Annotated in this window: 31 protein-coding genes and 1 pseudogene; 25 read left to right on the top strand and 7 right to left on the bottom strand. The window is 37.8% G+C overall.

The genetic code is table 11. The annotated features are described in order from the left end of the window. Positions 1–91 precede the first annotated feature (91 nt). The 4 genes from ACWM35_RS06350 to ACWM35_RS06335 all read left to right on the top strand — a co-directional run bounded on the left by ACWM35_RS06350 (position 92) and on the right by ACWM35_RS06335 (position 1,402). Positions 92–346 carry a YrhC family protein gene (locus tag ACWM35_RS06350; protein WP_454816550.1) on the top strand — a complete coding sequence of 85 codons (255 nt, stop codon included), beginning with the start codon at positions 92–94 and terminating at the stop codon, positions 344–346. Positions 347–917: 571 nt separating this feature from the next. After that, positions 918–1,058, top strand: a complete 141-nt coding sequence (locus ACWM35_RS06345) for a YrzI family small protein (protein WP_454816548.1) — start codon at positions 918–920, stop codon at positions 1,056–1,058. A gap of 34 nt (positions 1,059–1,092) precedes the next feature. After that, positions 1,093–1,233, top strand: coding sequence for a YrzI family small protein (locus tag ACWM35_RS06340; RefSeq protein ID WP_454816546.1), 141 nt, complete (start codon positions 1,093–1,095; stop codon positions 1,231–1,233). Positions 1,234–1,261: 28 nt separating this feature from the next. After that, complete coding sequence (locus tag ACWM35_RS06335) at positions 1,262–1,402, top strand: YrzI family small protein (RefSeq protein ID WP_454816544.1); 141 nt, start codon at positions 1,262–1,264, stop codon at positions 1,400–1,402. Positions 1,403–1,908: 506 nt separating this feature from the next. Here the strand turns inward: ACWM35_RS06335 and ACWM35_RS06330 are convergent. After that, positions 1,909–2,070 (bottom strand): hypothetical protein, encoded by a 162-nt coding sequence (locus ACWM35_RS06330; protein WP_454816543.1) that lies wholly within the window; start codon positions 2,068–2,070, stop codon positions 1,909–1,911. A gap of 159 nt (positions 2,071–2,229) precedes the next feature. On the opposite strand from ACWM35_RS06330, the gene ACWM35_RS06325 reads away from it, so the two are divergent. Further along, positions 2,230–3,201 carry a F510_1955 family glycosylhydrolase gene (locus ACWM35_RS06325; protein ID WP_454816541.1) on the top strand — a complete coding sequence of 324 codons (972 nt, stop codon included), beginning with the start codon at positions 2,230–2,232 and terminating at the stop codon, positions 3,199–3,201. Between the two features lie 14 nt (positions 3,202–3,215). Here the strand turns inward: ACWM35_RS06325 and sigK are convergent, their stop codons facing one another. Then, positions 3,216–3,929 carry an RNA polymerase sporulation sigma factor SigK gene (sigK, locus tag ACWM35_RS06320; protein WP_454816539.1) on the bottom strand — a complete coding sequence of 238 codons (714 nt, stop codon included), beginning with the start codon at positions 3,927–3,929 and terminating at the stop codon, positions 3,216–3,218. Positions 3,930–4,081: 152 nt separating this feature from the next. Beyond that, positions 4,082–4,621 carry a CDP-diacylglycerol--serine O-phosphatidyltransferase gene (gene pssA / locus ACWM35_RS06315; protein WP_454816537.1) on the bottom strand — a complete coding sequence of 180 codons (540 nt, stop codon included), beginning with the start codon at positions 4,619–4,621 and terminating at the stop codon, positions 4,082–4,084. 130 nt (positions 4,622–4,751) lie between these two features. On the opposite strand from pssA, the gene ACWM35_RS06310 reads away from it, so the two are divergent. Continuing rightward, positions 4,752–5,546: a phosphatidylserine decarboxylase gene (locus ACWM35_RS06310; RefSeq protein ID WP_454816535.1), complete on the top strand. Its 795-nt coding sequence runs from the start codon at positions 4,752–4,754 to the stop codon at positions 5,544–5,546. A gap of 66 nt (positions 5,547–5,612) precedes the next feature. On the opposite strand, the gene ACWM35_RS06305 is transcribed toward ACWM35_RS06310, so the two are convergent. Further along, complete coding sequence (locus tag ACWM35_RS06305) at positions 5,613–5,750, bottom strand: sporulation histidine kinase inhibitor Sda (protein WP_454816533.1); 138 nt, start codon at positions 5,748–5,750, stop codon at positions 5,613–5,615. Positions 5,751–6,191: 441 nt separating this feature from the next. Here ACWM35_RS06305 and ACWM35_RS06300 point away from each other — a divergent pair, with 441 nt between their 5' ends. Genes ACWM35_RS06300 through ACWM35_RS06265 form a run of 8 tightly spaced genes read left to right on the top strand, consistent with a single transcriptional unit; the run spans position 6,192 to position 11,227 of the window. Beyond that, the gene (locus ACWM35_RS06300; protein WP_454816531.1) at positions 6,192–6,707 is read left to right on the top strand and encodes a YqeG family HAD IIIA-type phosphatase; all 516 of its coding nucleotides are present in this window, start codon (positions 6,192–6,194) and stop codon (positions 6,705–6,707) included. Positions 6,708–6,737: 30 nt separating this feature from the next. Continuing rightward, positions 6,738–7,820 carry a ribosome biogenesis GTPase YqeH gene (yqeH, locus tag ACWM35_RS06295; RefSeq protein ID WP_454817101.1) on the top strand — a complete coding sequence of 361 codons (1,083 nt, stop codon included), beginning with the start codon at positions 6,738–6,740 and terminating at the stop codon, positions 7,818–7,820. A gap of 27 nt (positions 7,821–7,847) precedes the next feature. After that, entirely contained in the window at positions 7,848–8,687 is an 840-nt protein-coding gene (gene aroE / locus ACWM35_RS06290) for a shikimate dehydrogenase (protein WP_454816530.1), read from the top strand. Beyond that, the gene (gene yhbY / locus ACWM35_RS06285; protein WP_454816528.1) at positions 8,681–8,971 is read left to right on the top strand and encodes a ribosome assembly RNA-binding protein YhbY; all 291 of its coding nucleotides are present in this window, start codon (positions 8,681–8,683) and stop codon (positions 8,969–8,971) included. The genes aroE and yhbY overlap by 7 nt, the downstream gene beginning before the upstream one ends. A 20-nt stretch (positions 8,972–8,991) precedes the next feature. Then, a complete protein-coding gene (locus tag ACWM35_RS06280) occupies positions 8,992–9,561 on the top strand; it encodes a nicotinate-nucleotide adenylyltransferase (RefSeq protein WP_454816526.1) in 570 nt (189 codons plus the stop codon). Then, positions 9,551–10,129, top strand: coding sequence for a bis(5'-nucleosyl)-tetraphosphatase (symmetrical) YqeK (yqeK, locus tag ACWM35_RS06275; RefSeq protein ID WP_454816524.1), 579 nt, complete (start codon positions 9,551–9,553; stop codon positions 10,127–10,129). The genes ACWM35_RS06280 and yqeK overlap by 11 nt, the downstream gene beginning before the upstream one ends. Next, a complete protein-coding gene (gene rsfS, locus ACWM35_RS06270; protein WP_454816522.1) occupies positions 10,122–10,478 on the top strand; it encodes a ribosome silencing factor in 357 nt (118 codons plus the stop codon). The genes yqeK and rsfS overlap by 8 nt, the downstream gene beginning before the upstream one ends. Then, a complete protein-coding gene (locus tag ACWM35_RS06265) occupies positions 10,475–11,227 on the top strand; it encodes a class I SAM-dependent DNA methyltransferase (protein ID WP_454816520.1) in 753 nt (250 codons plus the stop codon). The genes rsfS and ACWM35_RS06265 overlap by 4 nt, the downstream gene beginning before the upstream one ends. A gap of 55 nt (positions 11,228–11,282) precedes the next feature. Here ACWM35_RS06265 and comER read toward each other — a convergent pair whose 3' ends face one another. Next, the gene (gene comER, locus ACWM35_RS06260) at positions 11,283–12,107 is read right to left on the bottom strand and encodes a late competence protein ComER (protein ID WP_454816518.1); all 825 of its coding nucleotides are present in this window, start codon (positions 12,105–12,107) and stop codon (positions 11,283–11,285) included. An 87-nt stretch (positions 12,108–12,194) separates the two neighbouring features. Between comER and ACWM35_RS06255 the strand changes: the two genes are divergently transcribed. The 3 genes and pseudogenes from ACWM35_RS06255 to ACWM35_RS06245 all read left to right on the top strand — a co-directional run bounded on the left by ACWM35_RS06255 (position 12,195) and on the right by ACWM35_RS06245 (position 15,759). Continuing rightward, on the top strand, positions 12,195–12,827 hold the full coding sequence (locus ACWM35_RS06255) for a helix-hairpin-helix domain-containing protein (protein WP_454816516.1): 633 nt from the start codon (positions 12,195–12,197) through the stop codon (positions 12,825–12,827). A 78-nt stretch (positions 12,828–12,905) separates the two neighbouring features. Continuing rightward, positions 12,906–13,352: pseudogene (locus tag ACWM35_RS06250) on the top strand (ComE operon protein 2); the annotation flags it as partial. 73 nt (positions 13,353–13,425) lie between these two features. Further along, positions 13,426–15,759 (top strand): DNA internalization-related competence protein ComEC/Rec2, encoded by a 2,334-nt coding sequence (locus tag ACWM35_RS06245; RefSeq protein WP_454816514.1) that lies wholly within the window; start codon positions 13,426–13,428, stop codon positions 15,757–15,759. Between the two features lie 68 nt (positions 15,760–15,827). Here ACWM35_RS06245 and ACWM35_RS06240 read toward each other — a convergent pair whose 3' ends face one another. Next, the gene (locus tag ACWM35_RS06240; RefSeq protein WP_454816512.1) at positions 15,828–15,962 is read right to left on the bottom strand and encodes a YqzM family protein; all 135 of its coding nucleotides are present in this window, start codon (positions 15,960–15,962) and stop codon (positions 15,828–15,830) included. Between the two features lie 314 nt (positions 15,963–16,276). Between ACWM35_RS06240 and holA the strand changes: the two genes are divergently transcribed. Then, positions 16,277–17,293 carry a DNA polymerase III subunit delta gene (gene holA, locus ACWM35_RS06235; RefSeq protein ID WP_454816510.1) on the top strand — a complete coding sequence of 339 codons (1,017 nt, stop codon included), beginning with the start codon at positions 16,277–16,279 and terminating at the stop codon, positions 17,291–17,293. A 42-nt stretch (positions 17,294–17,335) separates the two neighbouring features. Here the strand turns inward: holA and rpsT are convergent, their stop codons facing one another. Beyond that, positions 17,336–17,596 (bottom strand): 30S ribosomal protein S20, encoded by a 261-nt coding sequence (rpsT, locus tag ACWM35_RS06230; protein WP_454816508.1) that lies wholly within the window; start codon positions 17,594–17,596, stop codon positions 17,336–17,338. 212 nt (positions 17,597–17,808) lie between these two features. On the opposite strand from rpsT, the gene gpr reads away from it, so the two are divergent. The 7 genes from gpr to grpE all read left to right on the top strand — a co-directional run bounded on the left by gpr (position 17,809) and on the right by grpE (position 25,626). After that, complete coding sequence (gpr, locus tag ACWM35_RS06225) at positions 17,809–18,933, top strand: GPR endopeptidase (RefSeq protein ID WP_454816506.1); 1,125 nt, start codon at positions 17,809–17,811, stop codon at positions 18,931–18,933. Positions 18,934–19,027: 94 nt separating this feature from the next. Further along, positions 19,028–20,218, top strand: coding sequence for a stage II sporulation protein P (locus ACWM35_RS06220; protein ID WP_454816504.1), 1,191 nt, complete (start codon positions 19,028–19,030; stop codon positions 20,216–20,218). A 19-nt stretch (positions 20,219–20,237) separates the two neighbouring features. After that, positions 20,238–20,567 carry a DUF3679 domain-containing protein gene (locus ACWM35_RS06215; protein WP_454816502.1) on the top strand — a complete coding sequence of 110 codons (330 nt, stop codon included), beginning with the start codon at positions 20,238–20,240 and terminating at the stop codon, positions 20,565–20,567. 169 nt (positions 20,568–20,736) lie between these two features. Continuing rightward, positions 20,737–22,572: a translation elongation factor 4 gene (gene lepA / locus ACWM35_RS06210; protein ID WP_454816500.1), complete on the top strand. Its 1,836-nt coding sequence runs from the start codon at positions 20,737–20,739 to the stop codon at positions 22,570–22,572. Between the two features lie 78 nt (positions 22,573–22,650). Beyond that, the gene (gene hemW, locus ACWM35_RS06205) at positions 22,651–23,784 is read left to right on the top strand and encodes a radical SAM family heme chaperone HemW (protein WP_454816499.1); all 1,134 of its coding nucleotides are present in this window, start codon (positions 22,651–22,653) and stop codon (positions 23,782–23,784) included. Positions 23,785–23,895: 111 nt separating this feature from the next. Beyond that, positions 23,896–24,924: a heat-inducible transcriptional repressor HrcA gene (hrcA, locus tag ACWM35_RS06200; protein ID WP_454816497.1), complete on the top strand. Its 1,029-nt coding sequence runs from the start codon at positions 23,896–23,898 to the stop codon at positions 24,922–24,924. A 105-nt stretch (positions 24,925–25,029) separates the two neighbouring features. Further along, the gene (gene grpE, locus ACWM35_RS06195; protein ID WP_454816495.1) at positions 25,030–25,626 is read left to right on the top strand and encodes a nucleotide exchange factor GrpE; all 597 of its coding nucleotides are present in this window, start codon (positions 25,030–25,032) and stop codon (positions 25,624–25,626) included. Positions 25,627–25,647 lie beyond the last annotated feature (21 nt).

Below are 25,647 nucleotides of genomic sequence, written 5' to 3'. Positions count from 1 at the left end.
CTGGTATCTTTTCTATAATTTACATTCTGCTTTCCTTCAAATTTTGTGTTAAAGTAGCTTAGTAGATTTTAAGAAAAGCAGGTGATAAACTTTGAAGAATCAAATTAAAATCCTTTCTGAAAAGATGATTGATTTTAAACGATTCGCCGTGATATTACTCACTGTGGGTGTTTTTTTCTATTTAGGTGTAATCATTCCAACGGACATAAAAAATGAGTTTGATCAAAATATAATGATGATTTGTTCTATGTCTTTTTTAGCAGTTTCGATTTTATTCTTTATTGAATCAAAGAAATGTAAGCTAAAACTAATGGATATCGAAGAAGGATCACACGGCCAAAAATAAACGTTCCCGATAATGGGGACGTTTATTTTTTAGATAAGCGTATTAATTCGGATTTGTGAAATGTCCAGCTCCAGCGCCCTAGCGGCTAGTGTCCTTCGCTCTCCGCCCTACGATAAGTCAACATCGAATCGCTCCGCTCTTCGTGTTTCCTTTATCTCAGTTGGAGCGCTCCAGGCCATACGCCGCTGACCAGGGCGCTTCCGCTTTTCTAATAGGCAATTTATTTATTTCGAAAAATTTTCAAAAAAATGGTTTACAAAGTATGTGGTGATGGATATAATTACCGTAGTTAGTAAAAAATTCCGAAGGAGGTCGAAGAAAATGATGATGACTAACAATTGCAGGTACTCAGGCATTGCCATGACAACTTCAAAATTAAATAACATGCATTCGACCAGACTGGAATGGATTGCTTAACGATTAATTAATCTTACATATCCATGCCGCAGGGAGAGTGCTGCCCTGCGGCATTTTTGTGCTCAAAAACTGGCCGCAAGGGGGTGACTTCTTGCGGCCTTTTTGTGCCATTTTGGATATGTTTTTCCATTTTTAGAAAAAGGAGGTAATATACATGATGCTAAATATACTATTCTTCTCCATTACAATTCATAAACGTCAAATGAATCTTGAAGAAGCTTCTCAACAAGAGATGATTGAAAAGCTTTATGAACAAAACAAAGAACGGCAAATTTCCGTGCACCATTTAATGTAATAAATACTAAAATTACTAGAGGAGGTCAATAAAAATGACCCTAAATATTTTTTTCTTTTCAATAACTATAAAAAAACGTCAAGTAAATCTTACAGAAGCTGCACAGAACGAGATGGCTGAAAAGCTTTATGAACAAAACAAAGATCGTCAAGTTTCGGTGCATCACTTCTTGTAATCACTCTTATTAGAGGAGGTGAAAAGCCATGACTCTTAATATTTTCTTTTTATCAATTACAATCAAAAAACGTGAGATAAGTGTAGAAGAAGCCATTCACGAACAACAAGTTGAAAAGCTTTACGAGCAAAATAAAGATCGTCAAATATCTGTTCATTACATTTTGTAATCTGTAAAAAATAATCGATAAAGAAAGGTGGTTTTATTAATGATATTTTTAATGCAAGGTCGGGGAGCAAGCTTATGGGGTATGAAAGATACCACCTAGTTTAAATCTAGTATAGGAGGTAATCGAATTTGCCGTTGCATACGATTCTTTTGTCGCTTTTCTTAAGACCTAAGAAAAAAGCGAAATAATGTTATCATATCAAAATTATATTGCTACTATTAAAAAATCTTTGTTAACAAAATGTTCACATCCCTTGGAGTTAGTTACTGTGAAAATATGATAAATTCAAATTAGAAGAGCAGGATCTATCTAAAGGGGTGGAGAAAATGTTCATGATGGTGATGGCGCTAGTTATTACAGGAGCAATTGGCTGCGTAATAATTGCAGAGTTAAGTGTTGAATAATTAATTATAAGGGGTGTTCCAGTTAAACTGGAACACCCCTTTTTTTGAAAAATTCTATTAATAGAAAAAGCTTATGCGCAGTGCATAAGCAGAATAACATTGTTAACAGAAGGTTGTGAAATACCACCAGCCTCCGAAGATGAGGACGATAATGAATAGTACGATAAACAGTGCGTACCATGCTCCACTGCTGCCTGCATAGTGAACAGGATAAGCTGGATAAGGGGCTGGAAAGTAAGATGGGTATGGATAACCGTATGACACAACAATACCCCCTTTTCCTTTTTTTATTAGCGTATGTGCCTGTATACTTTCTGGTATAGGCATGTGCCGTAAAGAGCGATTATTTGACAATCGTTTCAAACCTAAGGTATAAGTGGATGGAGTCTAATTTGTAAAAAGAGTTAATGCTGGAGGAGAAATATGAAGAGTCATACGAAGATCCTTACAATTTTTATAGGCCTGCTGATCATTTTATCTGGTTGTTCAAATGAGAAGCAGAATAAGAAAGAGCCGGAGCAAGAAAGTAGTTTTGATAAAACAGTTGATTTCGAAATGGTTGAGGAGAAGAAATTAAAGGTTGAGCAAATTCGCGGGATTGGCTACCCAGGTAATGATAATGCTTTGTATATTGCTTCGGATGATGGTTTAAGGCTATTTAAAGATAATCTGTGGTATAAAACGACAACGAACAAGCATGATTTTCTTGGTTTTCAAGCGGTATCTGAGGGTTTTATTGCTAGTGGTAAACCACAAAAGGGTACGGGATTAAAGGACCCACTTGGAATTGTCCAAAGTAAAGACAAAGGGGAAACGCTTCAGAAGTTAGCTTTCTATGGGGAAAATAGTTTTTATTTTATGGGGGCAAGTTTTAATGGTGACGGTATTTATGTGATAAACCAAGAAGCGAACGATGATTTAGCTTTAGGTGTAAACTACTCAACGGATAACGGCGAAACGTGGAAATCAAGTGAATTAGAGGGTTTTCAAGCAGATTCTCTTGGAATGTTAGCTGTTCATCCAGAAAATGATGATATTATCGCGATGTCGACAAGATCGGGAATTTATTATTCAGAAGATAGTGCAAACACGATGAAATTAATTACTGGCACCAATATGGTGACAGGACTGACCTTTACTGGGGATGAGATTTTATTTTCAAGTGTTGAAAATGAAAATATTCTGCTAAAGAAAATGAATCCTCTAACAGGGGAAGAAATAAATTTCACCATTCCATTTTTAGATTACCAGAATCCGATCACATATATAGCGGTTAATCCGAAAAATCCACTACAAATGGCGTTTACTACCTATAATAATGACTTATATGAATCTTTAGATGGTGGTAATCAATGGAAGAACCAGTTGTTAAATGGTAAAACAGAGTTGGAATAATTCCAACTCTGGTTCTATTTTTTCTTCCGTTCTTTTTCTGCACGGTAAAATTCATGAAACATTTTCATTAGCGCCCGCTTTTCAATCCTTGATACATAGCTTCGTGAAATCCCTAGCTCTTTTGCGATTTCACGCTGAGTTTTTTCTTTTTGAAGATCAAGCCCGAAGCGGCCAATAATGACTTCCTTCTCTCGGTCGTCAAGAACATCTATATATTTACGGATTTTCTCAAGTTCCATGTTAAGCTGAATGGTATCAATGACATCTTCTGATTCCGACTTCAATACATCAATCAAAGAAATTTCATTTCCTTCTTTATCCTGACCGATAGGATCATGCAAGGAAACATCTTTTTTTGTTTTCTTAAGAGCCCGCAAATGCATTAGTATCTCATTCTCGATACATCGGGCCGCGTACGTAGCTAGCTTCGTACCTTTTCCCTCGGAATAACTTTCAATTGCCTTAATTAGCCCAATCGTTCCAATCGAGATTAAGTCTTCTGAATCTTCCCCGGTATTTTCAAATTTTTTCACGATATGAGCAACTAGCCGCAAATTATGCTCAATTAGCATATTCCGAGCATGTGCATCCCCCTCCGCCATTAAGCGTAAGTATTTTCGTTCATCTGCAGCAGATAGGGGTTGCGGAAAGGCATTGTTTTTTACATATGAGACAAGAAATATTATTTCCTTAATTAAATAACCAAGTGCTGTTAAAATTCCGGCCATACAAATCCACCCCCGTACTTTTTTCTGGGACTATCGCCTATTAATAATTCCTATGTAAGGAGAGGAAGGATTGTGTCTGTCCAGAATAAATTTATATAATTGGGTGCCAATCGCCTATGATAAAAGCCCAGCATCTGCTGGGCTTAACTGCGTCACACTTTTCTAAGTTTAAATGGTGCAACCATTAGGAAGGATAGGATAATGATTAGAAATAAGAATATTTGTGCTGGCAAGTATGGAATCGCTAAGAAACTTAATGTTGCAATACAACCAGCAGCCGTAATTGGTAATCCTGTAAAGTAGCCATTGCTTTCAGTAATATTAAAACGAGCTAAACGAAATGCACCACATCCGATATAAAATACCGTAAAAAATGAACCGGGTCCACCAAATTCATGCAAAATTCCTTGATATAGTAATAGTGCTGGCGCTACTCCAAATGATATAATATCACTCATGGAATCCAATTGCTTGCCTAAATCTGATTCAATATTAAATTTTCTTGCAACCATGCCATCAAAACGATCAGCTAATGCTGCCACAAAGATTAACAGGAGACTGGCTCTTAAGTTGCCATGCATGGCAAAAATAATCGCAAATCCACCAAAGGATAAGTTAATTAATGTGATGACATTTGCTGTTTGAGATTTTAGCTTTTTAATTGTGGAATCGAAAATGTCTAATAAGAACATTTCTCTACACCACTCCTTTTTTAACAAATCGGAAGTGTACTACATTTCCTTGAGTTAGTCTATTGTATTTAATTTTATGCTTTTTATGCTATTTCGTAAAGAGTATATTTACACTTTTTGGGGGAATTTGATGATACAGTCATTATATCGACTATTGATAGAACTAACAAATGGTAGATGGACATCCAAAATTTTAATGAAATTTGCCCGTTCAAAGGCAAGCCGTTTTATTGTCCCATCGTTTGCAAAAGTTTATAAGTTAAATCAAAATGAGATGGAAAATTCATTGCAAGAATACCCGACCCTTCATGAATTGTTTATTCGAAAGCTGAAGAAGGATGCGAGAATAGTTGACCATAGTCATGATGTCGTTGTTAGTCCTGTGGATGCTGTCATTGAGGATGTAGGAACGATTAATGAGAATAGTGAGATCAAGGTGAAAGCGAAAATTTACTCGATTGAAGAAATGTTAGGAAATCATGATTCTTTTAGATGCTACGTAAATGGAACCTTTATGATCCTCTACTTAAGTCCAAGTCATTATCACCGAATTCATAGTCCTGTTAATGGTACGGTCAGAAAGAAGTGGACACTCGGATCTAAATCATATCCGGTTAATAAATTGGGGTTAAAATATGGAGTAAGGACACTGGCAAAGAATTACAGGGTCATTACCGAGGTGGAAACGGATTCGGGACAAGTTGCAATCGTCAAGGTGGGGGCGATGTTTGTTAATTCGATTGAAACAACCCATCGAGGATCAACGCTGGAAAAAGGTAAAGAAATAGCCTATTTTAGCTTTGGATCCACAGTTGTACTATTGTTTGAAAAAGGAATTTTTCAGCTAGATCCTTCCATACATACACCAAAGGATATAAAGGTTGGTGAAAAGCTTGGAAGCTTGCTCAGAAAGTCTGGAATATAAACAAAAACGGCGCTCCTGAGCGCCGTTAAAGTCTTGAAAAAAAGAAAAAGCCCATATAAGGGCATATTAAGAGATCTTCATCTTGTGAAATAAAGAGCGGCGTTGAATTTCCGTTTCAATAAGATAAATAAAATCAGGACTTAGCTTTAATTCTCTCGCTTTATAGTAGGATTCAATTAATAATTCATCTGACAGTTTACGCAAGCCAGAATGCACCTCCATAGTAAAAATAAATGGTCTAATTGAAATAAATGAACATAAAATGGTAGGTTCAGTTGGTGTACCCTAAATCTACCAAAATTACTTAAACAGGACAACCTTACCAATTATTCACAATTATCAGTGGATAACTTGTGATTAAATTGTTTATAAAGGACTAAAAACTGTCCTTTACTAAGGGGAAAATGTTAATAACTTTATCCACAGGTAGAGCGATGCGTCCGTTTTGTCGAAAAATATTTTTTTCTTATCAAATATCCAGTAGAAATTGGTGGCTTTTTTGTAAGAATGTCGTAATTTGACGAATAATAACTAAGGTAAGGTAGATTACAGATACATTTTACTTTGAAACTAAGGATAAAATTGGTTATGATGGTACAGATAAGCATTTAGAATTAAAAGCTGAATTAATGAGGTGTAAGTGAAGTGTTAAAGAACTTTTTACCTGATGAACATGTGAAAAGCATTTTAGATATATCCCCTGCTGAGTTGAAAGCAAAAGGAATTAAGGGGATTATTACTGATTTGGATAATACACTTGTGGAATGGGATCGCCCAAATGCCACTCCGCAATTAATTAAATGGTTCGAAGAGATAAAACAGGAAGAGATTCTTGTAACAATCGTTTCTAACAATAATGAACAGCGGGTTAAAGCTTTTTCAGATCCATTGCAGATTCCGTTTATTTTTCAGGCGCGGAAGCCAATGACACGAGCGTTTAACAAGGCATTATCCCAAATGAGCATTAAAAAAGAAGAAACAGTGGTGATTGGTGACCAATTATTAACGGATGTTTTAGGTGGAAATCGCAGTGGTTTTCATACCATTCTAGTTGTCCCAGTGGCGCAGACAGATGGATTTATTACTAAATTTAACCGCTTTGCAGAACGAAGAATTATGAATTGGTTCCGTAGAAAAGGGTTAATTCAATGGGAGGATTAAGGTGTGAATGAACAACAGCAATATTTGTGTATGGGTTGTGGAGTAAAGGTACAAATTGAAAACCCAGAAGAGCTGGGCTATGCTCCTGCTTCTGCACTTGAGAAGGATCAAATCATTTGCCAACGTTGCTTTCGCTTAAAACATTATAATGAGGTTCAAGATGTTAGTCTCACGGATGATGACTTCCTGAAAATTTTAAATGGGATTGGACAGACCGATGCTCTGATTGTGATGCTGGTTGACATTTTTGACTTTAATGGAAGCTGGCTTCCAGGCCTGCATCGTTTTGTAGGTCATAATAAAATTCTGCTTGTCGGCAATAAAGTCGATTTGTTACCAAAATCGGTTAAGCATCACAAATTAATCAATTGGATGAAGCAAGAGTCGAAGGAACTAGGATTAAGACCAGAAGATGTGTTCCTTGTCAGCGCAGCAAAAGGGATAAATGTTAAGGAAACTGCGGCAGCCATCGATGAAATGCGCAGTGGAAAAGACGTCTACGTGGTAGGATGTACAAATGTTGGGAAATCTACCTTTATTAATCGAATTATTAAAGAAGTTACTGGAGAAGAAGATGTGATTACCACATCACATTTCCCAGGTACTACCTTGGATATTATTAAAATTCCACTGGAGGACGGAAAGGCGCTTATTGATTCTCCAGGTATCATCAACCATCATCAAATGGCACACTTTGTTGATAAGAAGGATTTAAAAGTCATAACTCCCAAGAAGGAAATAAAGCCTAAGGTGTTTCAATTAAATGAGGGACAAACTCTTTTTTTCGGGGGCTTAGCTCGTTTCGATTATATTAGCGGAGGCCGAAAATCCTTTGTCTGTCATGTCTCGAATGAAATCAATATCCATCGAACGAAAACAGAAAATGCTGATGAACTATATGAAAAGCATGTTGGGGAAATGTTAGCACCACCAAGACTCGATCAACTAGAGGGCTTCCCTGAGTTAGTGAGACAAGAATTCATCATCAAAGAGGCAAAAACAGATGTGGTCTTTTCGGGGTTGGGTTGGATAACCGTAAATGAACCAGGCACGAAGGTTGCAGCTTATGTTCCAAAGGGTGTGCAAACCTTAACTCGAAAGTCCTTAATCTAATAGACAAAGGAAATGGGGAGAAACTAGGTGAAAAAGCTATTTGCCGTGTTGGGAGATCCAATCGGTCACTCGATGTCTCCAGTCATGCATAATGATTTATTTGCATTTTATAAGATGGATGCTCATTATCATCCATTTCTTGTCAAAAAGGAAGGTTTAAAAACAGTTGTAGAGGGATTAAAGGCAATCGGTATCGCCGGTTTTAATGTAACCATTCCACATAAGAGTGAAATTATTCCATTACTTGATGAAGTGGATGAACTTGCCCGCAGTATAGGTGCGGTCAATACCGTCGTTAACAAAAATGGAAGGTTCATTGGCTATAACACAGATGGACCAGGATTTTTGAGGGGACTAGAACCGTATATTTCTTCGCTAACGGGGAAAAAAGTGTTAGTAATTGGTGCTGGAGGGGCTGCAAAGGCTATTTATTTCACTCTGGCCAAGAATAAGCCTGTGGTTATTGATATTGCTAATCGTACCGTTCAAAAGGCAGCAGAACTAATCGAGGCGTGTCCATTTGAAACTTCCTCGAAAGCTTTATCTTTAGAAGAGGCTGGAGATCAATTGGGAAATTACGACTTGATTATTCAAACGACGATGATTGGGATGTCACCAAAAATAACCGATCAACCAATCGAACTCGATCATCTTGCTAAAAATGCTTTAGTTTGTGATATAATATACAACCCGTTGGAAACATTAATTTTATCAGAAGCAAAGAAGCAGGGGGCAAGAACCCAAACGGGACTTGATATGTTTGTATATCAAGGGGCGCTGGCGTTTGAATTATGGACCGGAATATTCCCTGATATCCAAAGAATGAGAGAGAATGTTTTAGAACAGCTAGGAGGAGCAAAATGTTAACAGGTAAACAAAAAAGATTTTTACGTTCAAAGGCCCATCATTTGGATCCAATTTTCCAAGTCGGTAAAGGTGGCGTAAATGAAAATATGATTAAGCAGGTTGCTGATGCCCTTGAAGCAAGAGAGCTATTTAAAATCAGTATCCTTCAGAATTGCGATGAAGATAAAACGGTTGTTGCTGAGCAGCTAGCAGAAGGTACAGGTGCAGAGATTGTTCAAATTATCGGGAATACCATTGTTTTATATAAGGAATCAGTAGAGAAGAAACAAATTACATTACCTTAAGCTAAAAGGAGGGGGCATCAATGAAGAAGATCGGGATATTAGGTGGAACATTTGACCCTCCGCACCAAGGACATTTGTTGATTGCGAATGAGGTGCTCTCTGAACTTAATCTTGATGAAATTTGGTTCATGCCAAATCAGGAACCTCCCCATAAGAAAAAATCAGAATCTGTAAAAAATGATGAACGGCTAGATATGCTGGAGCTTGCCATAGAAGGGAATTCTTCCTTTAAAATCGAAACCATCGAGCTAGAAAGGAAAGGTCCTTCTTTTACCGTTGATACAATAAAGATTCTAAAAGATCACTATCCAAATTATCTTTTTTTCTTTATTATTGGTGCAGATATGATTGAATATCTGCCGAAATGGCATCAAATAGATGAACTAATTAAACTAGTTCAATTTGTTGGTGTGGAGCGGCCAAAGTACAGTCATCTAACAGAATATCCGATTGTTTATGTTGATGTACCTGCTTTTGAAGTGTCGTCGAGTATGATTCGCGAGAGATTGAAAGAAGGAAAGACAGTTCGTTATTTATTGCCCGATTCTGTCATCGATTATATAGGAGAGAAGCATCTTTATGGAACGTGATACGGCTTTAAAGATTGTAAAGGAACAATTAACGGAACATAGATATTTGCATACAATTGGAGTAATGGAGACAGCTGTCACACTGGCCAAACAATATGGTGCTGATGAAAAAAAGGCCGAACTAGCTGCAATTTTTCATGACTATGCAAAATTCCGCTCAAAGGCAGAGATGAAAGCCATCATTATTGCAGAGGGCTACCCCGAGGATTTGCTTCAATATAATGCCGAGTTATGGCATGCACCCGTTGGAGCATACTTAGTTCAAAAGGAAGCAGGAATTGCAGATCAGGAAATATTAGATGCAATTCGGTATCATACATCTGGACGACCGGGGATGTCACTGCTTGAAAAAATAATCTATTTAGCCGATTATATTGAACCTGGAAGGAATTTTCCTGGTGTAGATGAAGTAAGGGCATTAGCAATAGAGGATTTAGAGAAGGCGTTGATTAAAGCAGTTCAAAATACGATTCTTTTTCTTATGAGAAAGAATCAACCTGTTTATCCTGATAGCTTTCAAACGTATAATGATCTCGTAAAAAAAACAGGAGGCTTGATGAATGAGTAATCAAGAATTATTAAAAATAGCAGTAAAGGCTGCAGATGATAAAAGAGCGGAAGATATTTTAGCACTAAATATGCAAGGGATCTCGTTAATTGCTGACTACTTTATTATTTGTCACGGTAACTCGGATAAGCAGGTACAAGCGATTGCCAGAGAAATGAAAGAAAAAGCGGAAGAGAATGGATATCACGTAAAAAGAATGGAAGGCTTTGACGAAGCAAGGTGGATTTTGATTGACCTTGGCGATGTTGTGGCGCATGTATTCCATCGTGATGAAAGAAGCTATTACAAGCTTGAGCGCTTATGGGGAGATGCTACTTTAGAGGATATCCGCAGTGAATTGAACACATGAGCTATGAAAAGTTTGCCTATCTCTACGATGAACTTATGCAGGATGCCCCTTATGATGAGTGGGTCAGGTTTGTAAAAGAGAAATTGGTTCAATATCAAATTAATGGGAAAAGCTTGCTTGATTTGGCATGCGGGACTGGGGAGCTTTCTGTTCGCTTCGCAAAAGAAGGCTTTAATGTAACTGGAGTTGATTTATCATCCGATATGCTATCTGTGGCCCAAGCAAAATCGCAGCAAGCAGGCTTGTCCATTTCTTTTTATGAGCAGAATATGGCTCAGTTGGAAGGTCATGGGACCTACGATATTATTGGGATATTCTGCGATTCCTTAAATTACTTGCAATCAGACGAAGACGTGGTACATACCTTTTCAAATGTTTTCCAGCATTTAAAGAGCGAAGGCATTTTCATTTTTGATGTTCACTCCATTTTTAAGATTACTGAGGTTTTTATTAATCAAACGTATGCCATGGCTGAAGAAAACTTATCCTATATTTGGAATAGCTTTGCTGGGGATCATCCAAATAGTGTCGAACATGAGTTGAGTTTTTTTGTTTTAGATGAAATGACGGATAAATACGATCGGTTCGATGAACTGCATTATCAAAGAACATATACTACCCAGCAATATACCACATGGTTAAAGGCAGCAGGTTTTGAATTGCTTGAAGTCAGCGCAGATTTTGAAGACGCAGAACCACAACCAAATTCCGAAAGAATATTTTTCATAGCAAAAAAGCCATCTGTGTAAAAAAAGATGGCTTTTTTTGCTTATTGAAGGAGGATTTTGTTTTTATTTAGCGAAATTAGTGGTTAGAGAATTGTAAGCTGATTTTTTTCAGCTCATCGTTAAACTTTGCGTGTGTGGCTTGGAAAATATGTTCAAAGACATCACCAAGCTCTTCTTCCAATACTTTGATTCCCTCACCTGTTATTCCACCCTTGACACAAACTTTTTCCTGTAACGTTTGTAATGTATAATGGCCCTGTTTTAATAGCTCCCCAAGTCCGACAATCATTTCACTTGCCATCACAGTAGCAGTTTCATTATCAATTTTTGTTTCTTTTACAGCAGCATGAATGAAGCGCTGTAGTAAGTAGCTAAAAAAAGCTGGCCCGCAGCTGACAATATCAGATGCGACCCTTGTGATGTTTTCTTCAATCGTAACAGGAACAGATATCTTTGAAAAAAGATTCTCCACTGTTGTCCTCCAAAATTCACTGCAATTTTTTCCGTATGTTACTAAAGAAACTCCCGCTAATGCCCGATTGGTGATGCTCGGAATAACTCTAATCACGGAACAGTCTACTTTTGTTTCGATCTGATTTGTATCGATGGGACTTGTAATCGAAATCACACATTTCTTTTCATCCAAGTGCGGATGCATTTGTTTAAGAATGTCTTGCATATCTAAAGGTTTTACACATAAAAACACTAAATCGGCTTGAGACGCCACATCCGCTGCATTTGCCCCAACCCTAATATGCTTATATTTATTTTTAAGCAACATTGCTTTTGATTTAGTTCGATTTGTTATCACCATAGAAGAAGGGGAAACAGCTTTTCCATCTATTAAAGCTTCAACCAAAATTCTCCCCATATTACCGGTACCAATGATACCTATCTTCATTATTCCGACCCTCCTTCACATGCAGATTCTCTTATAACAATATGAAAATGGAGAGTGAAATATACCATAAGAAAGGATGGACTCACGATGAAAGACTGGCTGAACGAGCACATGTGGTACATAATCGCAGCTTTGATTATAGTCATAGGAGGTACTTATTATTTATTTGTTAATGGTGAAGTGGTTTCCGGAGGGGGTGTAGAAACGATCCTCCCGGAAGAAGTAAAAGATGAAGGGAATAAGGAACAAAAAGCGGATGCTGAACTGCCTGAAAATATCATTGTTGATGTCAAAGGACAGGTAGTCAAACCTGGTGTTTATCCTTCAAGCCAAGGAGAAAGAGTAATTGATGTTATTCATCGTGCTGGGGGATTAACTGAAAATGCAGATGAAAGCCAAGTGAATTTTGCTGAACATGTCCTAGATGCGATGGTCATTTATATCCCTGCAAAAGGGGAGGAGGGTATTATCGCTGGGGGGCCTCAAACTGGTTTCACAGGCACGGATGGCGGAAGCAGTCAACAAGCTAAGGTGAATTTAAATAAGGCGGATGAAACCGAATTACAAACCTTGCCTGGGATTGGACCGGCAAAAGCGAAGGCTATTATCGAATACAGGGAGACGAGTGGTCCATATAAAACAATTGACGATTTAAAAAATATTAGTGGTATCGGTGATAAGACCTTTGAAAAATTGAAGGACCATATCGATGTCCGATAATAATTCAAAATAACCATTTAAACTCTGTCCAGGAATACGTAAAATAGAAATAGATCGAAATTTGGAGGAGTTGGGAAAGTGGAGCGCATTTCGTGGGATCAATATTTTATGGCACAAAGCCATTTGCTTGCATTAAGAAGTACATGTACAAGGCTGACAGTGGGTGCGACCATTGTCCGTGATAAACGTATTATTGCCGGCGGCTACAATGGTTCGATTGCTGGGGGTGACCATTGCATCGATAAAGGCTGCTATGTCATCGAAAATCATTGTGTTAGAACCATTCATGCGGAAATGAATGCCCTTTTGCAATGTGCAAAATTTGGGGTTCCTACAGCTGAAGCCGAAATTTATGTCACTCATTTTCCGTGTCTTCAATGCTGTAAAGCAATTATTCAAGCCGGGATAAAGACGGTTTACTATGCAGAAGATTATAAAAACCATCCCTATGCTATTGAATTGTTTCAGCAGGCCAATGTAAAGACAGAAAAAGTAGAGTTGACAGAATCGGTTATTGATTTTAGAAAGGTCACACAATAAACCTAAATTGACGCCGGTTTTATTCCGGCGTTCATTATTCCTAAAATGGAGAATTACGATGAATGGGAAATTCCTTTTTCTTGCAATATCTGCCTTATTAGGCGTTTTATCTTCACAAGTTCATTTTCTTCCGTTTTTCATCCTCGTTATTGGATATCTTTTTTTCTTATCAAAAAATAAATGTTTTTCTTTTCACCTACTGGGAATTGTGTTTGGTATTTATCTTGTATTTTATCTTACAGGCTATTATGCAGAATTGAATACGAAAACAACGATACCCTCCACAACCTCAACCTTTTATCTCGAATATATCGAAAACAGAAAAATAGATGGGGATTTACTCCAGGTGGTGGCATTAGACCAACGATATGATGAAAAGGTCATTGTCCGCTATAAGATAAAGTCTGAGAACGAAAAAGAGACACTAAAAATCCAAAATTTTTATAGTCGTATATGTAAAGTTTCCGGACAGTTATCAACGCTTTCCATCGCAAAAAATCCAAATGCCTTCCATTATCAAAAGTATTTAGCCACTAAAGATATTTATTGGATCGTTGAAACACCGTTTAATCCTCTTGATAGTTGTGCTCCGGTAAAATCAACTCCCATTACTTGGGTAAAAAACATTCGATTTCAAGGAATTAATTATCTTGAAAAGACGTTTCCTGCCGAAATGGCAGCACTTTCAGCTGCCTTGTTATTTGGTGATCGAAGCCTATTTGATCCCGATTTATTAAGCGATTATCAACGAACGGGAATTGTCCATTTATTGGCGATATCAGGTTTACATGTTTCACTGCTGGCAGCGATGTTCTTTTATCTTGGAATCCGAATTGGTTTGACCAGGCAATTTATGACCAATCTTCTTCTGTTCATTTTACCGATTTATGCCATTCTCACGGGGGCATCGCCTTCCGTCATTCGTGCTGTTTTAATGATCTTTTTGATATTATTAACGTTTAAATGGAAGAAGCAGCTGAAATTATTCCCAATCGATGCGATCAGTATTGCTCTCTTGATTTACTTGTTTTTTGCACCCAAAATTATCTATGATGCCGGATTCCAGCTTTCATTTGCTGTCAGTTTTGCCATCATCCTCTCTTCCACTAAGCTTCTTCCACACTTTCAAAGAGCCATCGCTCAAATGCTGGTTATTTCTATCATCTCTCAAATTGCTGCGATGCCGATTTTACTTTATCATTTTTTTGAAATTTCATTTATAAGTATTGTTGCCAATTTGCTTTACATACCCTTATTCTCCTATGTTTTTTTGCCTGGTTTATATCTTACATATTTCATACAACTTCTCTTCGGGTTTACTCCATCCCTTTTGATCCATTTTTTTATGAACATCATCTCTCTTGCAAATCAACTCATCGATTATTTAGCTTCGATCCGCTTTGCTCAGTTTATCCCTGGTAGACCGAATTGGTTTTTCCTTATCCTCTATATACTGATTATTTTCTTGATCATGGTTATTTGGGAGTCAAAGTCTTATCTCATGAAAAAACAACATCTGTTAATCCTAGTGATGGGCTTATTTTTATTCCAAAGTGGTTGGAATAAAGTTAATCCATTTGGGGAGGTGACGATGATTGATGTCGGCCAGGGGGAAAGCATTGTCATTCATCTTCCTTTTGATAAGGGAACTTATTTAATTGATACTGGCGGGTCGATGCAATTTAATATGGAGGAATGGAGAGTGAGAGCCAAGCCTTATGAGGTTGGCAGGGATGTGGTTGTCCCTTTTTTAAAAGGAAAGGGAATAACCAAAATAGATAAATTAATTCTCACGCATGGTGACACAGATCATATTGGAGGTGCTAGCTCGGTCATAGAGGAACTAAAAGTGAAAGAAATTTTACTTCCTTCGATTTCCGAACCCTCAGAATCAGAATTAACCATTATCCATGAAGCAAAGGAGAAAAAAATCCGTATTGCCTACATTTCAGAAGGAAGTCAATGGAAAAATGGAAAGAATGAATTTTATGTACTTGCACCAGAAAAGAACTTTGTTGGTGAGCGGAATAGTGGATCTATCGCCATTTTTGCTAAAGTCGGAGGACTTAAATGGTTTTTTGGCGGTGATCTTGATCAAGCGGGGGAAGAAAAAATTATTGAAAAATATCCCGATTTAACGATCGACGTTTTAAAAGCAGGGCATCATGGCAGTAAAACGTCTACAAATGAAAAATTTATAAACCATCTCGGGCCGCGAGCGGCATGGATTTCTGCAGGTGATAATAACCGCTATGGGCATCCACACGAAGAGGTTTTAGAAAGGCTAAAGGATACAATTATTTTCCGGACGGATTTCCAAGGGGCGATTACCTATCGTTTTTATCTGGAGAATGGAACCTTTTCTCCCTTTTTACATAAGATAAAGCAATAAAACTTGAGACAAATGAAAAGAGACTGCATTTACCTGCAGTCTCCAAATGATATTATGTAGCCATTTATTTAGGATCCGATTACTTTAATGACAGTAGCAATAATAAACATGGTTGCAAAAAAACCAAAAGAAACGATAAAACCTACTCCAGAATCAATTGCGTCATTACGTTTACTTTGCACATTCTTTTCAAATTCATTCACAGTATACCCCTCCTATTTTCACATTTTAGTATAAGCGATTTATTTGGAAAAATCCAGCCCGCTTGATAAAACAGCTTTCCTTTATTGACAAGAGTTGTCACAAATACTTTTTCATAGGTAGGGTGACACTAATTTTACACAGCGAAACCCCGCCAGACTGCTAAAGATCCTAGGGCTTTAGCTGACGGCGTTCAATATAGATCGGGAATTGGCCCAGCTTAGGATGCTGCCAATTCCCTTTTACCACTTGTCAAATGGTCCAAGCTTCTTTACGATAATAGGTGGAAAGAGAATTGAAGGGGAGCGCTGGATAGATGGTATTCGATATATGGAAGCAAATCAGACAACGGGAAATTGCTCCCATTTATTTATTATATGGAACAGAAGCATTTTTAATCAACGAAACCAAGCATTTATTGGTTAATCAGGTGTTAAATGATGATGAAATGGATTTTAATTTCAATGCCTACGATCTAGAAGAAACACCGATTGAATTGGCGTTGGAAGATGCAGAAACCTTTCCTTTTTTGGGGGACCGAAAAGTCATCTTTTTACATAACCCAACATTTTTAACAGCGGAAAAAACGAAAGAAAAGGTGGAGCATAATGTTTCCAAGTTGGAAGCATATTTGAAGGAGCCTGCACCTTATACTGTTCTTGTTATTTCAGCACCTTATGAGAAATTGGATGAGCGTAAGAAAATAACCAAGGAATTAAAGCGTACAGCGGTTACCGTTGAAGCGAAAAAGTTAAATGAGCATGAGTTAAAGAATTGGATAAAGGAAAGAGCGAAAGGAAATAGCATTATATTTGATCCCGAAGCGCTCGAACGGCTAATTACCCTCGTTGGAACGAATATGTTTATGATTGCTAGTGAAGTCGATAAATTAGCTTTATATGCGAATGAGGATAAACAAATAGATGCTGCTACCGTAGAGAAATTGGTTTCCCGCTCGCTGGAACAAAATATTTTTACATTAATAGAGAAGGTTGTTCAAAGACGGCTTGATGATGCTTTAAGAATTTATTATGATTTATTAAAGCAAAATGAAGAACCAATCAAAATATTAGCCTTAATTGCTGGTCAGTTTAGACTTATCTATCAGGTAAAGGAACTTTCACGGAGAGGTTATGGTCAACAGCAAATTGCCGGCTATTTGAAAACTCATCCGTTTCGGGTTAAGCTTGCTGCTGGGCAGGCAGGTAAATTTACTGATGAAGAGTTAACCCACTTAATGGGATTAATTGCAGATGCTGATTATCAAATGAAAACAGGCGGTATGAATAAATCGCTACTGATTGAAATGCTATTATTTAAACTAAAGAGATAAAAAAACGATTCCTCATTGGGAATCGTTTTTTGCGCTATAAAATTATAGAGCGTTAGCTTTTTTAGCAAGACGTGATTTTTTACGAGCAGCAGCGTTTTTGTGGATAAGACCTTTCGCAGCAGCTTTGTCTAATTTACTTGCAGCAGCAGCAAATACTTCTTTCGCAGCAGCACCGTCGTTGTTAGCCACAGCAGCTTCAACTTTTTTCACAGCTGTACGCATTGCAGACTTTGCAGTTGTATTTTGAGCATTACGAGCTTCGCTTGTTTTTACACGCTTAATAGCAGATTTAATGTTAGGCATTCCATTCACCTCCTACAAAGAATCGAGACTATATGAACTCGACTTTACATTCATTCACATTTAATCAGAACAAGAGATATTTTATCAAACGAAACCCTTTATTGCAATACTAGATTATTTAAGATAGGAGAATTACTTGAATGTTTTTGCGGAATAAGGGGAAAAATAGGAAATAGTTTCTAGTTTGATAATTGGATAGGAGCGATAGATCAATGAACGAAAATATCGATTTAAGTCTGTACTCTATTCGAACGGATTTAGCGATTGAAGCTAGAGAAATGGTTCTTGCAGACAAGGAAGGGACAGTGCAGCAGGGCGAGAACTTATCGCAAATTGAGGGCGTTATTATTAAGGAAAAACATGTAAATGATATAAAAATTTCACTCGTTGAGATTAGTGGTGAAGGCGCAAAGCAGCTTAATAAAAAAGCAGGCCGCTATTTATCCCTTGAAGTTCAAGGGATTAGGCAACAGGATACCACTTTGCAGCAACAGGTTGAGGAGATTTTTGCAAAGGAATTTGCTCACTTTCTAGAGGGAACAGGGATCAAAAAAGATGCCTCCTGTCTTGTTGTCGGTCTAGGAAATTGGAACGTCACACCAGATGCACTTGGTCCGATGGTTTGTGAGAACCTATTAATTACAAGGCATTTATACCAATTACAGCCTGAAAATGTTGAGGAGGGCTACCGCTCGGTCAGTTCATTGGTCCCTGGAGTTATGGGGTTAACGGGTATTGAAACAAGCGATATTATTTTTGGAGTAGTCGAAAAAACGAAACCAGATTTTGTTATCGCAATTGATGCCCTGGCGGCGAGATCAATTGAAAGGGTTAATTCAACGATTCAGGTGTCAGATACAGGGATTCATCCTGGATCTGGAGTAGGAAATAAAAGGAAAGAGTTAAGCAAAGAAACATTAGGAGTTCCGGTCATCGCAATAGGAGTGCCAACCGTGGTTGATGCGGTGTCGATAACAAGTGATACAATTGATTACATTCTTAAACATTTTGGCAAGGAACTAAAGGAAGGGAATCGGCCATCACGTGCATTGGCCCCTGCCGGTATGACCTTTGGCAAGCGTAAAAAGCTGACAGAGGAAGATTTACCAGAGGAAAAACATCGCCAAACCTTTCTGGGGATGATCGGTACTTTAGAAGAAGAAGAAAAACGGAAACTAATTTATGAGGTTCTTTCACCTTTAGGTCATAATTTAATGGTCACACCAAAAGAAGTGGATGTTTTTATTGAAGACATGGCCAATTTAATTGCTAGCGGATTAAATGCTGCTCTTCACAGCAATGTAGACCAGGGTAATGCTGGCTACTATACAAGATAATGTCCTAATCTCCGATTAAAGGATAATAATGGTTCTATCAATTCTAGTAATGTCATAAGTATTTACTAGAATCGAATTTGCGAGGTGGAACCATTTGAAATCTACTAGGAGTTCAGGAATGTTTTTGACGGTGCAAGGGTCGAACCTATTAAAAATGACTGCCCTCTTTTTGTTGTTTATGATCGTGGTATTTTCACTCAGCGGGCTTTTAACCTCATTAAAGCCCCAATATAGACTGTCATCATCGTCGGTGAACACAGCCGCGAATCAAGTGAATGGAAAACTGCTCTATCAATTAATGGCTTGGGAAAATCATCATTTTTTGTCGATTGAAAAAAATCTAACTGCAAGCCCCAAACTGCACAAATTAATTTTTCAGTTATCCAGCAATATTAATTTAGATGACCCAAGGAGTTTGTTAGGTAGGGAGCTACCAGGATTTGACCTATTTGATAGCAAAATCGTCGTGGCTGGTGAAGGTTCAAACTATACCAATATGCCAATGGAGTCAGCTCCTCCAATAGAAATAATGCAGGCTGAAAGAGAAGCTGCATTACAAAATCTTGATGGTATTGATGAGGGGAAAGATAGCGATAAACCATCACAACCTTCACTTACAACTGGTGATAAGAAGGTGGTACATCTCTACTTTACACATAATCGCGAGTCGTATCTCCCTTACTTACAGGGTGTAACAGATCCAGATCTAGCTTATCATTCTCAATTGAATGTAACGAAAATTGGGGATAAATTAATGGAGAGCCTAGAAGCAAGAGGGATTGGTACCTCCGTTGATAAATCAGATGTAATGGGCGCAGTCAAAATGGCCAGTACCTACAGGAAATCAGGTGAATTGGTTCAGACAGCAATGGCTCAAAATCGTGATTTACAGTATATAATTGATATTCACCGAGATGCCCGACGGAAGGATCAAACTACTCCAATCATAAATGGACAGGCTTATGCACAGATGGTTTTTGTTATCGGAGGAAACAATCCTAATTATGAAAAAAATGAAAAGCTTGCAACAGATTTGCATAATCTTCTTCAAAAAAAATATAAAGGTGTCAGCTGGGGAGTATTGAAAAAAGGTGGTGCTGGGACAAATGGGGTATTTAATCAAAACCTTTCAGAAAATGCTTTGCTAATTGAATTTGGCGGTGTGGATAATACGTTTGAGGAAATAAATCGTTCTGTTGAGGCACTCGCGGATGTATTCAGTGAATATTACTGGCAAGCAGAAAAGGTAAACCAAGACATGGATCAATCCACAGATAAACAATAGAAGTAAAGGGGCATTTCATATGAAAATGTTCATGTTAAAAAGTTTCTGTATTGCATCCTTGATGTTTATCTCGGTAATCGCGGGGATGCAAATGGCTAATGATGGCATTCATAAAATGAAGGGCTATGACGACCCGAATTTTCAAAATGCCATTGCTTTAAATGAAAAAGGTGAAAATGTAAAGGCAACGTTTCTGGGTAATGATATTTCCAGTCATGACCTTGAGGAGAAAAAGAAAAAGCTGGAGGAAATCAGTGCATTTAATTTTTTCTCTTCAATTGGTAAGAAGATATCAAATGGAGTTTCTACTGCGTCTGAACAAATCATCGAGCTTATAACGGGAAAATAAGAACTGCGGTACCTCTTGGGGTGCTGCTGTTTTTATTTTTGGAATTTGTACAGTGTCCAGCTGTCGCCCCTGACCAAGGCGCTTCTGCTTTTAGTCATTGAATCTTATTTCCCGTACTGCTATAATCAGAAATAGTCTACATGTGCGAGATATAGTAGGAGTGGAATACATGAATAGAGAAGAAAAGCTTAAGCGACAATCAAAAATTAGGAATTTCTCGATTATTGCCCATATTGACCATGGGAAATCAACTTTAGCTGACCGTATCCTTGAAAAAACAAATGCATTAACTTCCCGTGAAATGAAGGATCAGCTACTGGATTCAATGGATTTAGAAAGAGAACGCGGGATTACCATCAAATTAAATGCGGTTCAATTAAAATACAAAGCAAGAGACGGGGAAGAGTATATCTTCCATTTGATTGATACACCTGGACATGTCGATTTTACTTATGAGGTATCAAGAAGTCTTGCAGCCTGTGAAGGGGCGGTTTTAGTAGTGGATGCTGCCCAGGGAATTGAAGCCCAGACATTGGCGAACGTTTATCTTGCATTAGATAACGATCTTGAAATTTTACCTGTCATTAATAAAATTGACTTACCTAGCGCCGAACCTGAAAGAGTTCGTAATGAAATCGAAGAGGTTATCGGCTTGGATGCTTCGGAAGCCGTTTTAGCATCGGCGAAAGCAGGAATTGGGATCGAAGACATCCTTGAGCAAGTGGTAAAAACTGTACCTGCGCCAACTGGAGATCCTGAAGCTCCGTTAAAGGCTTTGATTTTTGACTCTCTTTACGATGCCTATCGTGGCGTAGTTGCTTACATTCGTGTTGTTGAGGGAACGGTAAAAGTCGGCGATAAAATTAAGATGATGGCCACTGGTGCAGAATTTGAAGTCAACGAAGTTGGAGTATTTACACCGAAAGCAACGCAGCTCGATGAACTGACGGTTGGTGATGTAGGATTCTTAACTGCATCGATTAAAAATGTTGGTGATACACGTGTCGGTGACACGATAACAAACGCAAAAAATGGGGCAACAGAAGCACTGCCAGGTTATCGGAAACTAAATCCGATGGTTTATTGTGGTCTTTATCCAATTGATACTGCGAAATTTAATGATTTGCGTGAGGCATTAGAGAAGCTCCAGTTAAATGATTCCGCACTTCAATTTGAACCAGAAACTTCACAGGCACTAGGCTTCGGTTTCCGTTGTGGATTTTTAGGACTTCTTCACATGGAAATCATTCAAGAGAGAATTGAGCGAGAGTTCAAGATTGATTTAATCACAACAGCACCGAGCGTTATCTATGATGTTCATATGACAGATGGTTCTCAATTGAAAGTTGATAATCCTTCAAATTTGCCAGATCCACAGAAAATTGACCGCGTTGAAGAGCCGTACGTTAAAGCAACGATGATGGCGCCAAATGATTATGTTGGAGCGATTATGGAGCTTTGTCAGCTAAAGCGGGGAATTTTCATCGATATGCAATACCAAGGTGAAAACCGTGTCGGGATTGTTTATGAAATCCCATTAGCTGAAATTGTCTATGATTTCTTTGATCAATTGAAATCAAGTACTAGGGGCTATGCTTCTTTTGACTATGAGCTAATTGGTTATAAGCCTTCTAGTCTGGTTAAAATGGATATATTACTAAATACAGAAAAAGTGGATGCATTAAGTTTTATCGTCCATAAAGATTTTGCCTATGAGCGTGGCAAAGTAATTGTTGAAAAGCTGAAGGAACTAATTCCAAGGCAGCAATTTGAGGTTCCCATTCAGGCTGCTATAGGACAAAAGATTGTTGCTCGTTCAACCATTAAAGCAATGCGTAAAAACGTGCTAGCAAAATGTTACGGCGGCGATATCTCCCGTAAGCGTAAATTACTTGAGAAACAAAAAGAAGGTAAAAAGCGAATGAAGCAGGTAGGTTCTGTAGAGGTTCCACAAGAAGCCTTCATGGCCGTTTTAAAAATGGATGACAACAATTCAAAAAAATAAAACAGTAACGGGAGGTTGGAAGAGTCTAATTACAGGCTAAATCCAACCTCTTTTCCTTATAAAAAGTAGGTGTACGAAATGATAAAAGCTGCTTATCTCCATATTCCTTTTTGTGAGCATATTTGCCATTATTGTGATTTTAATAAAGTTTTCCTAAAAGGGCAGCCAGTTGACGAATATTTACAGGCGTTAGACCAGGAAATGATGCTTACATTTAAGCAATATCCAACAAATGAGCTGGAAACAATCTTTGTTGGCGGTGGAACGCCAACATCTTTAAACGCAAAGCAACTGAACCAATTCTGTGAAAGTATCAACAAAAACTTACCAAAGAGTAAAGATGTTGAATTTACCTTTGAAGCCAATCCAGGTGATTTAACACGAGAAAAATTACAAATATTAAAAGATGCAGGAGTTAACCGACTTAGCCTCGGTGTCCAAACTTTTAATGAAGACTTATTAAAAAAAATCGGCCGTGTTCATCGAGCAAAAGATGTTTATGAATCAGTTGAAAATGCCAAGGCAGTTGGATTCGAAAATATTAGCATTGACCTAATATTTAGTCTTCCGACGCAAACGATTTCAGATTTCCAAGAATCATTAAATGAAGCTTTTACACTAGACATTCAGCACTATTCGGCCTATTCCTTAATTATTGAACCAAAGACCGTTTTCTATAACCTTATGCAAAAGGGTAAACTTCCGACTCCAGGTGAAGATGTTGAGGCTCAAATGTACGAATTACTCATGGAAGAAATGGATAAACATAACTTCCGGCAGTACGAAATTAGCAATTTTTCAAAACCAGGTTTTGAAAGCAAGCATAACCTCACCTATTGGAATAATAACTATTATTATGGATTTGGGGCAGGGGCACATAGCTATGTAGATGGTTGGAGACGTTCCAATATTGGGCCAGTGAAAAGATATATCGATACCCTTACAGATGGGAATTTACCCATTTTTCAAGAAAATCATGTTTCAATAGCTGAACAGATGGAAGAAGAAATGTTTCTTGGCCTGCGTAAAGCTCAAGGGGTTAACATCACTCATTTCATTGATAAGTTCGATACAGATCCAATCCAATTATTTAAAAATCAACTGTCAGAATTACAGGCAAAAAAATGGATAGAAATAAATAAAGATAATATATATTTAACCAAAACAGGAAGATTATTAGGAAACGAAGTGTTTCAAATGTTTTTAGGATAAGATTCGTTTGAGGAGCTGGGGTTTTTTCATTGACACCATCCCCCTATTTTTGATAATTTATTATTAGAATTAGCACTCGGCTTCTATGAGTGCTAACAGAGGTGATGAAAGTTGTTAACAGATCGTCAATTATTGATTCTTCAGGTTATTGTTGATGATTTTATTCGATCTGCACAACCTGTCGGCTCAAGGAGTTTGTCGAAAAAAGAGGTAATATCCTTTAGTTCTGCGACTATTCGAAATGAAATGGCTGACCTTGAGGAGCTGGGTTATATTGAAAAAACGCACACCTCTTCAGGCCGTGTCCCGTCCGAAAAGGGATATCGGTATTATGTGGATCATTTGTTGTCGCCACAAGCTTTAAACAAGCAGGATATCACAACCATACAGTCGATTTTTGCGGAAAGGATTTTTGAATTTGAAAAAATTATTCAAAAATCAGCCAAAATACTATCCGAATTAACGAACTATACGTCGATCGTTCTGGGCCCTGCTGCCAGCATGAATAAGCTTAAACGGATACAAATAATCCCTTTAAATAAAGAAACGGCCGTTGCCATTTTTGTGACCGATACAGGACATGTAGAAAACCGTACCTTCTATTTACCGCCTTCAGTTGATGCAAGTGATTTGGAGAAAACAGTAAACATTTTAAATGAACGGTTAACTGGCTTGCCGCTTGAGGTTTTAAACGATCATATCTACAAGGAAGTTGCCATGTTATTAAGGCAGCATATCCATAATTTTGATCTTATGATGCATATCCTTTCTGACTCTTTAATAATGCCGCCAAACGAAAAACTTTTCTTTGGTGGTAAAACAAATATGTTAAGTCAGCCTGAATTTCATGATATCAGTAAGATTCGTGGACTTCTGCAAATGATTGACCAGGAAGATTGGATTTATCATCTAATCAAAAATAACTCTGAGGGTATTAACGTGAAAATCGGCAGGGAAAACAATGACAGTGCCATGGAAAATTGCAGCCTCATTACAGCAACATACTCAGTTGGTACGGAGAATTTAGGTACGATTGCAATCCTTGGACCGACGAGAATGGAATATTCTCGAGTGATAGGTTTGCTGCAGTTCTTAAGCCGGGATCTAACAACGGCATTAACTAGGCTGTATCAAAAATAATTTGGCTGGAAATATTGAGTAAGGGTGGAGTAGCGATTGCTTCACCCCCCTTTCCATGAAATTACTAAATAAATATGATAAATTCCTTTAAGGGAGGTGAGTAAGTTGACAGAAGAAACAAAGCAAACGATTCACGATGAAGAAGTGAAAGATCAAGTAAATGAAGATGTTGAACTTACCGTAGAGGAAGTTGAAACAGTTTTTGCTGAAGATGGTGAAACGGCGAAAGATGAGTCGGATACTAGCGATCTTCAAGCAGAGATTCAAATGCTTAAAAATAAATTAGAAGAAGCAGATAATCGGTACTTAAGACTTCAAGCTGACTTTGATAATTTCCGCCGCCGTACTCGTATAGATATCGAAGCGGGTGAAAAATATAGAGCGCAAAAATTGGCTGTTGAATTGCTGCCAGCAATAGATAATTTTGAAAGAGCCTTGAAAATCGAAGCAGATAACGAACAAACCAAATCCTTGCTTCAAGGAATGGAAATGGTTTACCGTAGTTTAGTGGATGCCTTGAAAAAAGAAGGTGTTGAGGCCATTGAAGCTGTAGGGAAAGATTTTGATCCGAATTTCCATCAAGCAGTTATGCAAGGGGAAGATGAGAATTATGGCTCAAATATCGTTACAGATGAATTCCAAAAGGGGTACATGTTAAAGGATCGAGTCATTCGTCCATCAATGGTTAAAGTTAATCAATAAAACCTACATATTATTTTTAGG

The organism is Neobacillus sp. K501, assembly GCF_053749995.1.
Note: the sequence above shows the minus strand (reverse complement) of the source record. Positions and strands in the feature narration are given on the sequence as shown.

Excerpts from the sequence above, each read along its gene's own strand:
- ACWM35_RS06345 (WP_454816548.1), top strand. The coding sequence starts at position 918 with ATGATGCTAAATATACTATTCTTCTCCATTACAATTCATAAACGTCAA.
- ACWM35_RS06340 (WP_454816546.1), top strand. The coding sequence starts at position 1,093 with ATGACCCTAAATATTTTTTTCTTTTCAATAACTATAAAAAAACGTCAA.
- ACWM35_RS06335 (WP_454816544.1), top strand. The coding sequence starts at position 1,262 with ATGACTCTTAATATTTTCTTTTTATCAATTACAATCAAAAAACGTGAG.
- ACWM35_RS06325 (WP_454816541.1), top strand. The coding sequence starts at position 2,230 with ATGAAGAGTCATACGAAGATCCTTACAATTTTTATAGGCCTGCTGATC.
- sigK (WP_454816539.1), bottom strand. The coding sequence starts at position 3,929 with ATGGCCGGAATTTTAACAGCACTTGGTTATTTAATTAAGGAAATAATA.
- pssA (WP_454816537.1), bottom strand. The coding sequence starts at position 4,621 with ATGTTCTTATTAGACATTTTCGATTCCACAATTAAAAAGCTAAAATCT.
- ACWM35_RS06310 (WP_454816535.1), top strand. The coding sequence starts at position 4,752 with ATGATACAGTCATTATATCGACTATTGATAGAACTAACAAATGGTAGA.
- yqeH (WP_454817101.1), top strand. The coding sequence starts at position 6,738 with ATGGGTTGTGGAGTAAAGGTACAAATTGAAAACCCAGAAGAGCTGGGC.
- yhbY (WP_454816528.1), top strand. The coding sequence starts at position 8,681 with ATGTTAACAGGTAAACAAAAAAGATTTTTACGTTCAAAGGCCCATCAT.
- ACWM35_RS06280 (WP_454816526.1), top strand. The coding sequence starts at position 8,992 with ATGAAGAAGATCGGGATATTAGGTGGAACATTTGACCCTCCGCACCAA.
- yqeK (WP_454816524.1), top strand. The coding sequence starts at position 9,551 with ATGGAACGTGATACGGCTTTAAAGATTGTAAAGGAACAATTAACGGAA.
- rsfS (WP_454816522.1), top strand. The coding sequence starts at position 10,122 with ATGAGTAATCAAGAATTATTAAAAATAGCAGTAAAGGCTGCAGATGAT.
- ACWM35_RS06265 (WP_454816520.1), top strand. The coding sequence starts at position 10,475 with ATGAGCTATGAAAAGTTTGCCTATCTCTACGATGAACTTATGCAGGAT.
- comER (WP_454816518.1), bottom strand. The coding sequence starts at position 12,107 with ATGAAGATAGGTATCATTGGTACCGGTAATATGGGGAGAATTTTGGTT.
- ACWM35_RS06255 (WP_454816516.1), top strand. The coding sequence starts at position 12,195 with ATGAAAGACTGGCTGAACGAGCACATGTGGTACATAATCGCAGCTTTG.
- ACWM35_RS06245 (WP_454816514.1), top strand. The coding sequence starts at position 13,426 with ATGAATGGGAAATTCCTTTTTCTTGCAATATCTGCCTTATTAGGCGTT.
- holA (WP_454816510.1), top strand. The coding sequence starts at position 16,277 with ATGGTATTCGATATATGGAAGCAAATCAGACAACGGGAAATTGCTCCC.
- rpsT (WP_454816508.1), bottom strand. The coding sequence starts at position 17,596 with ATGCCTAACATTAAATCTGCTATTAAGCGTGTAAAAACAAGCGAAGCT.
- gpr (WP_454816506.1), top strand. The coding sequence starts at position 17,809 with ATGAACGAAAATATCGATTTAAGTCTGTACTCTATTCGAACGGATTTA.
- ACWM35_RS06215 (WP_454816502.1), top strand. The coding sequence starts at position 20,238 with ATGAAAATGTTCATGTTAAAAAGTTTCTGTATTGCATCCTTGATGTTT.
- lepA (WP_454816500.1), top strand. The coding sequence starts at position 20,737 with ATGAATAGAGAAGAAAAGCTTAAGCGACAATCAAAAATTAGGAATTTC.
- hemW (WP_454816499.1), top strand. The coding sequence starts at position 22,651 with ATGATAAAAGCTGCTTATCTCCATATTCCTTTTTGTGAGCATATTTGC.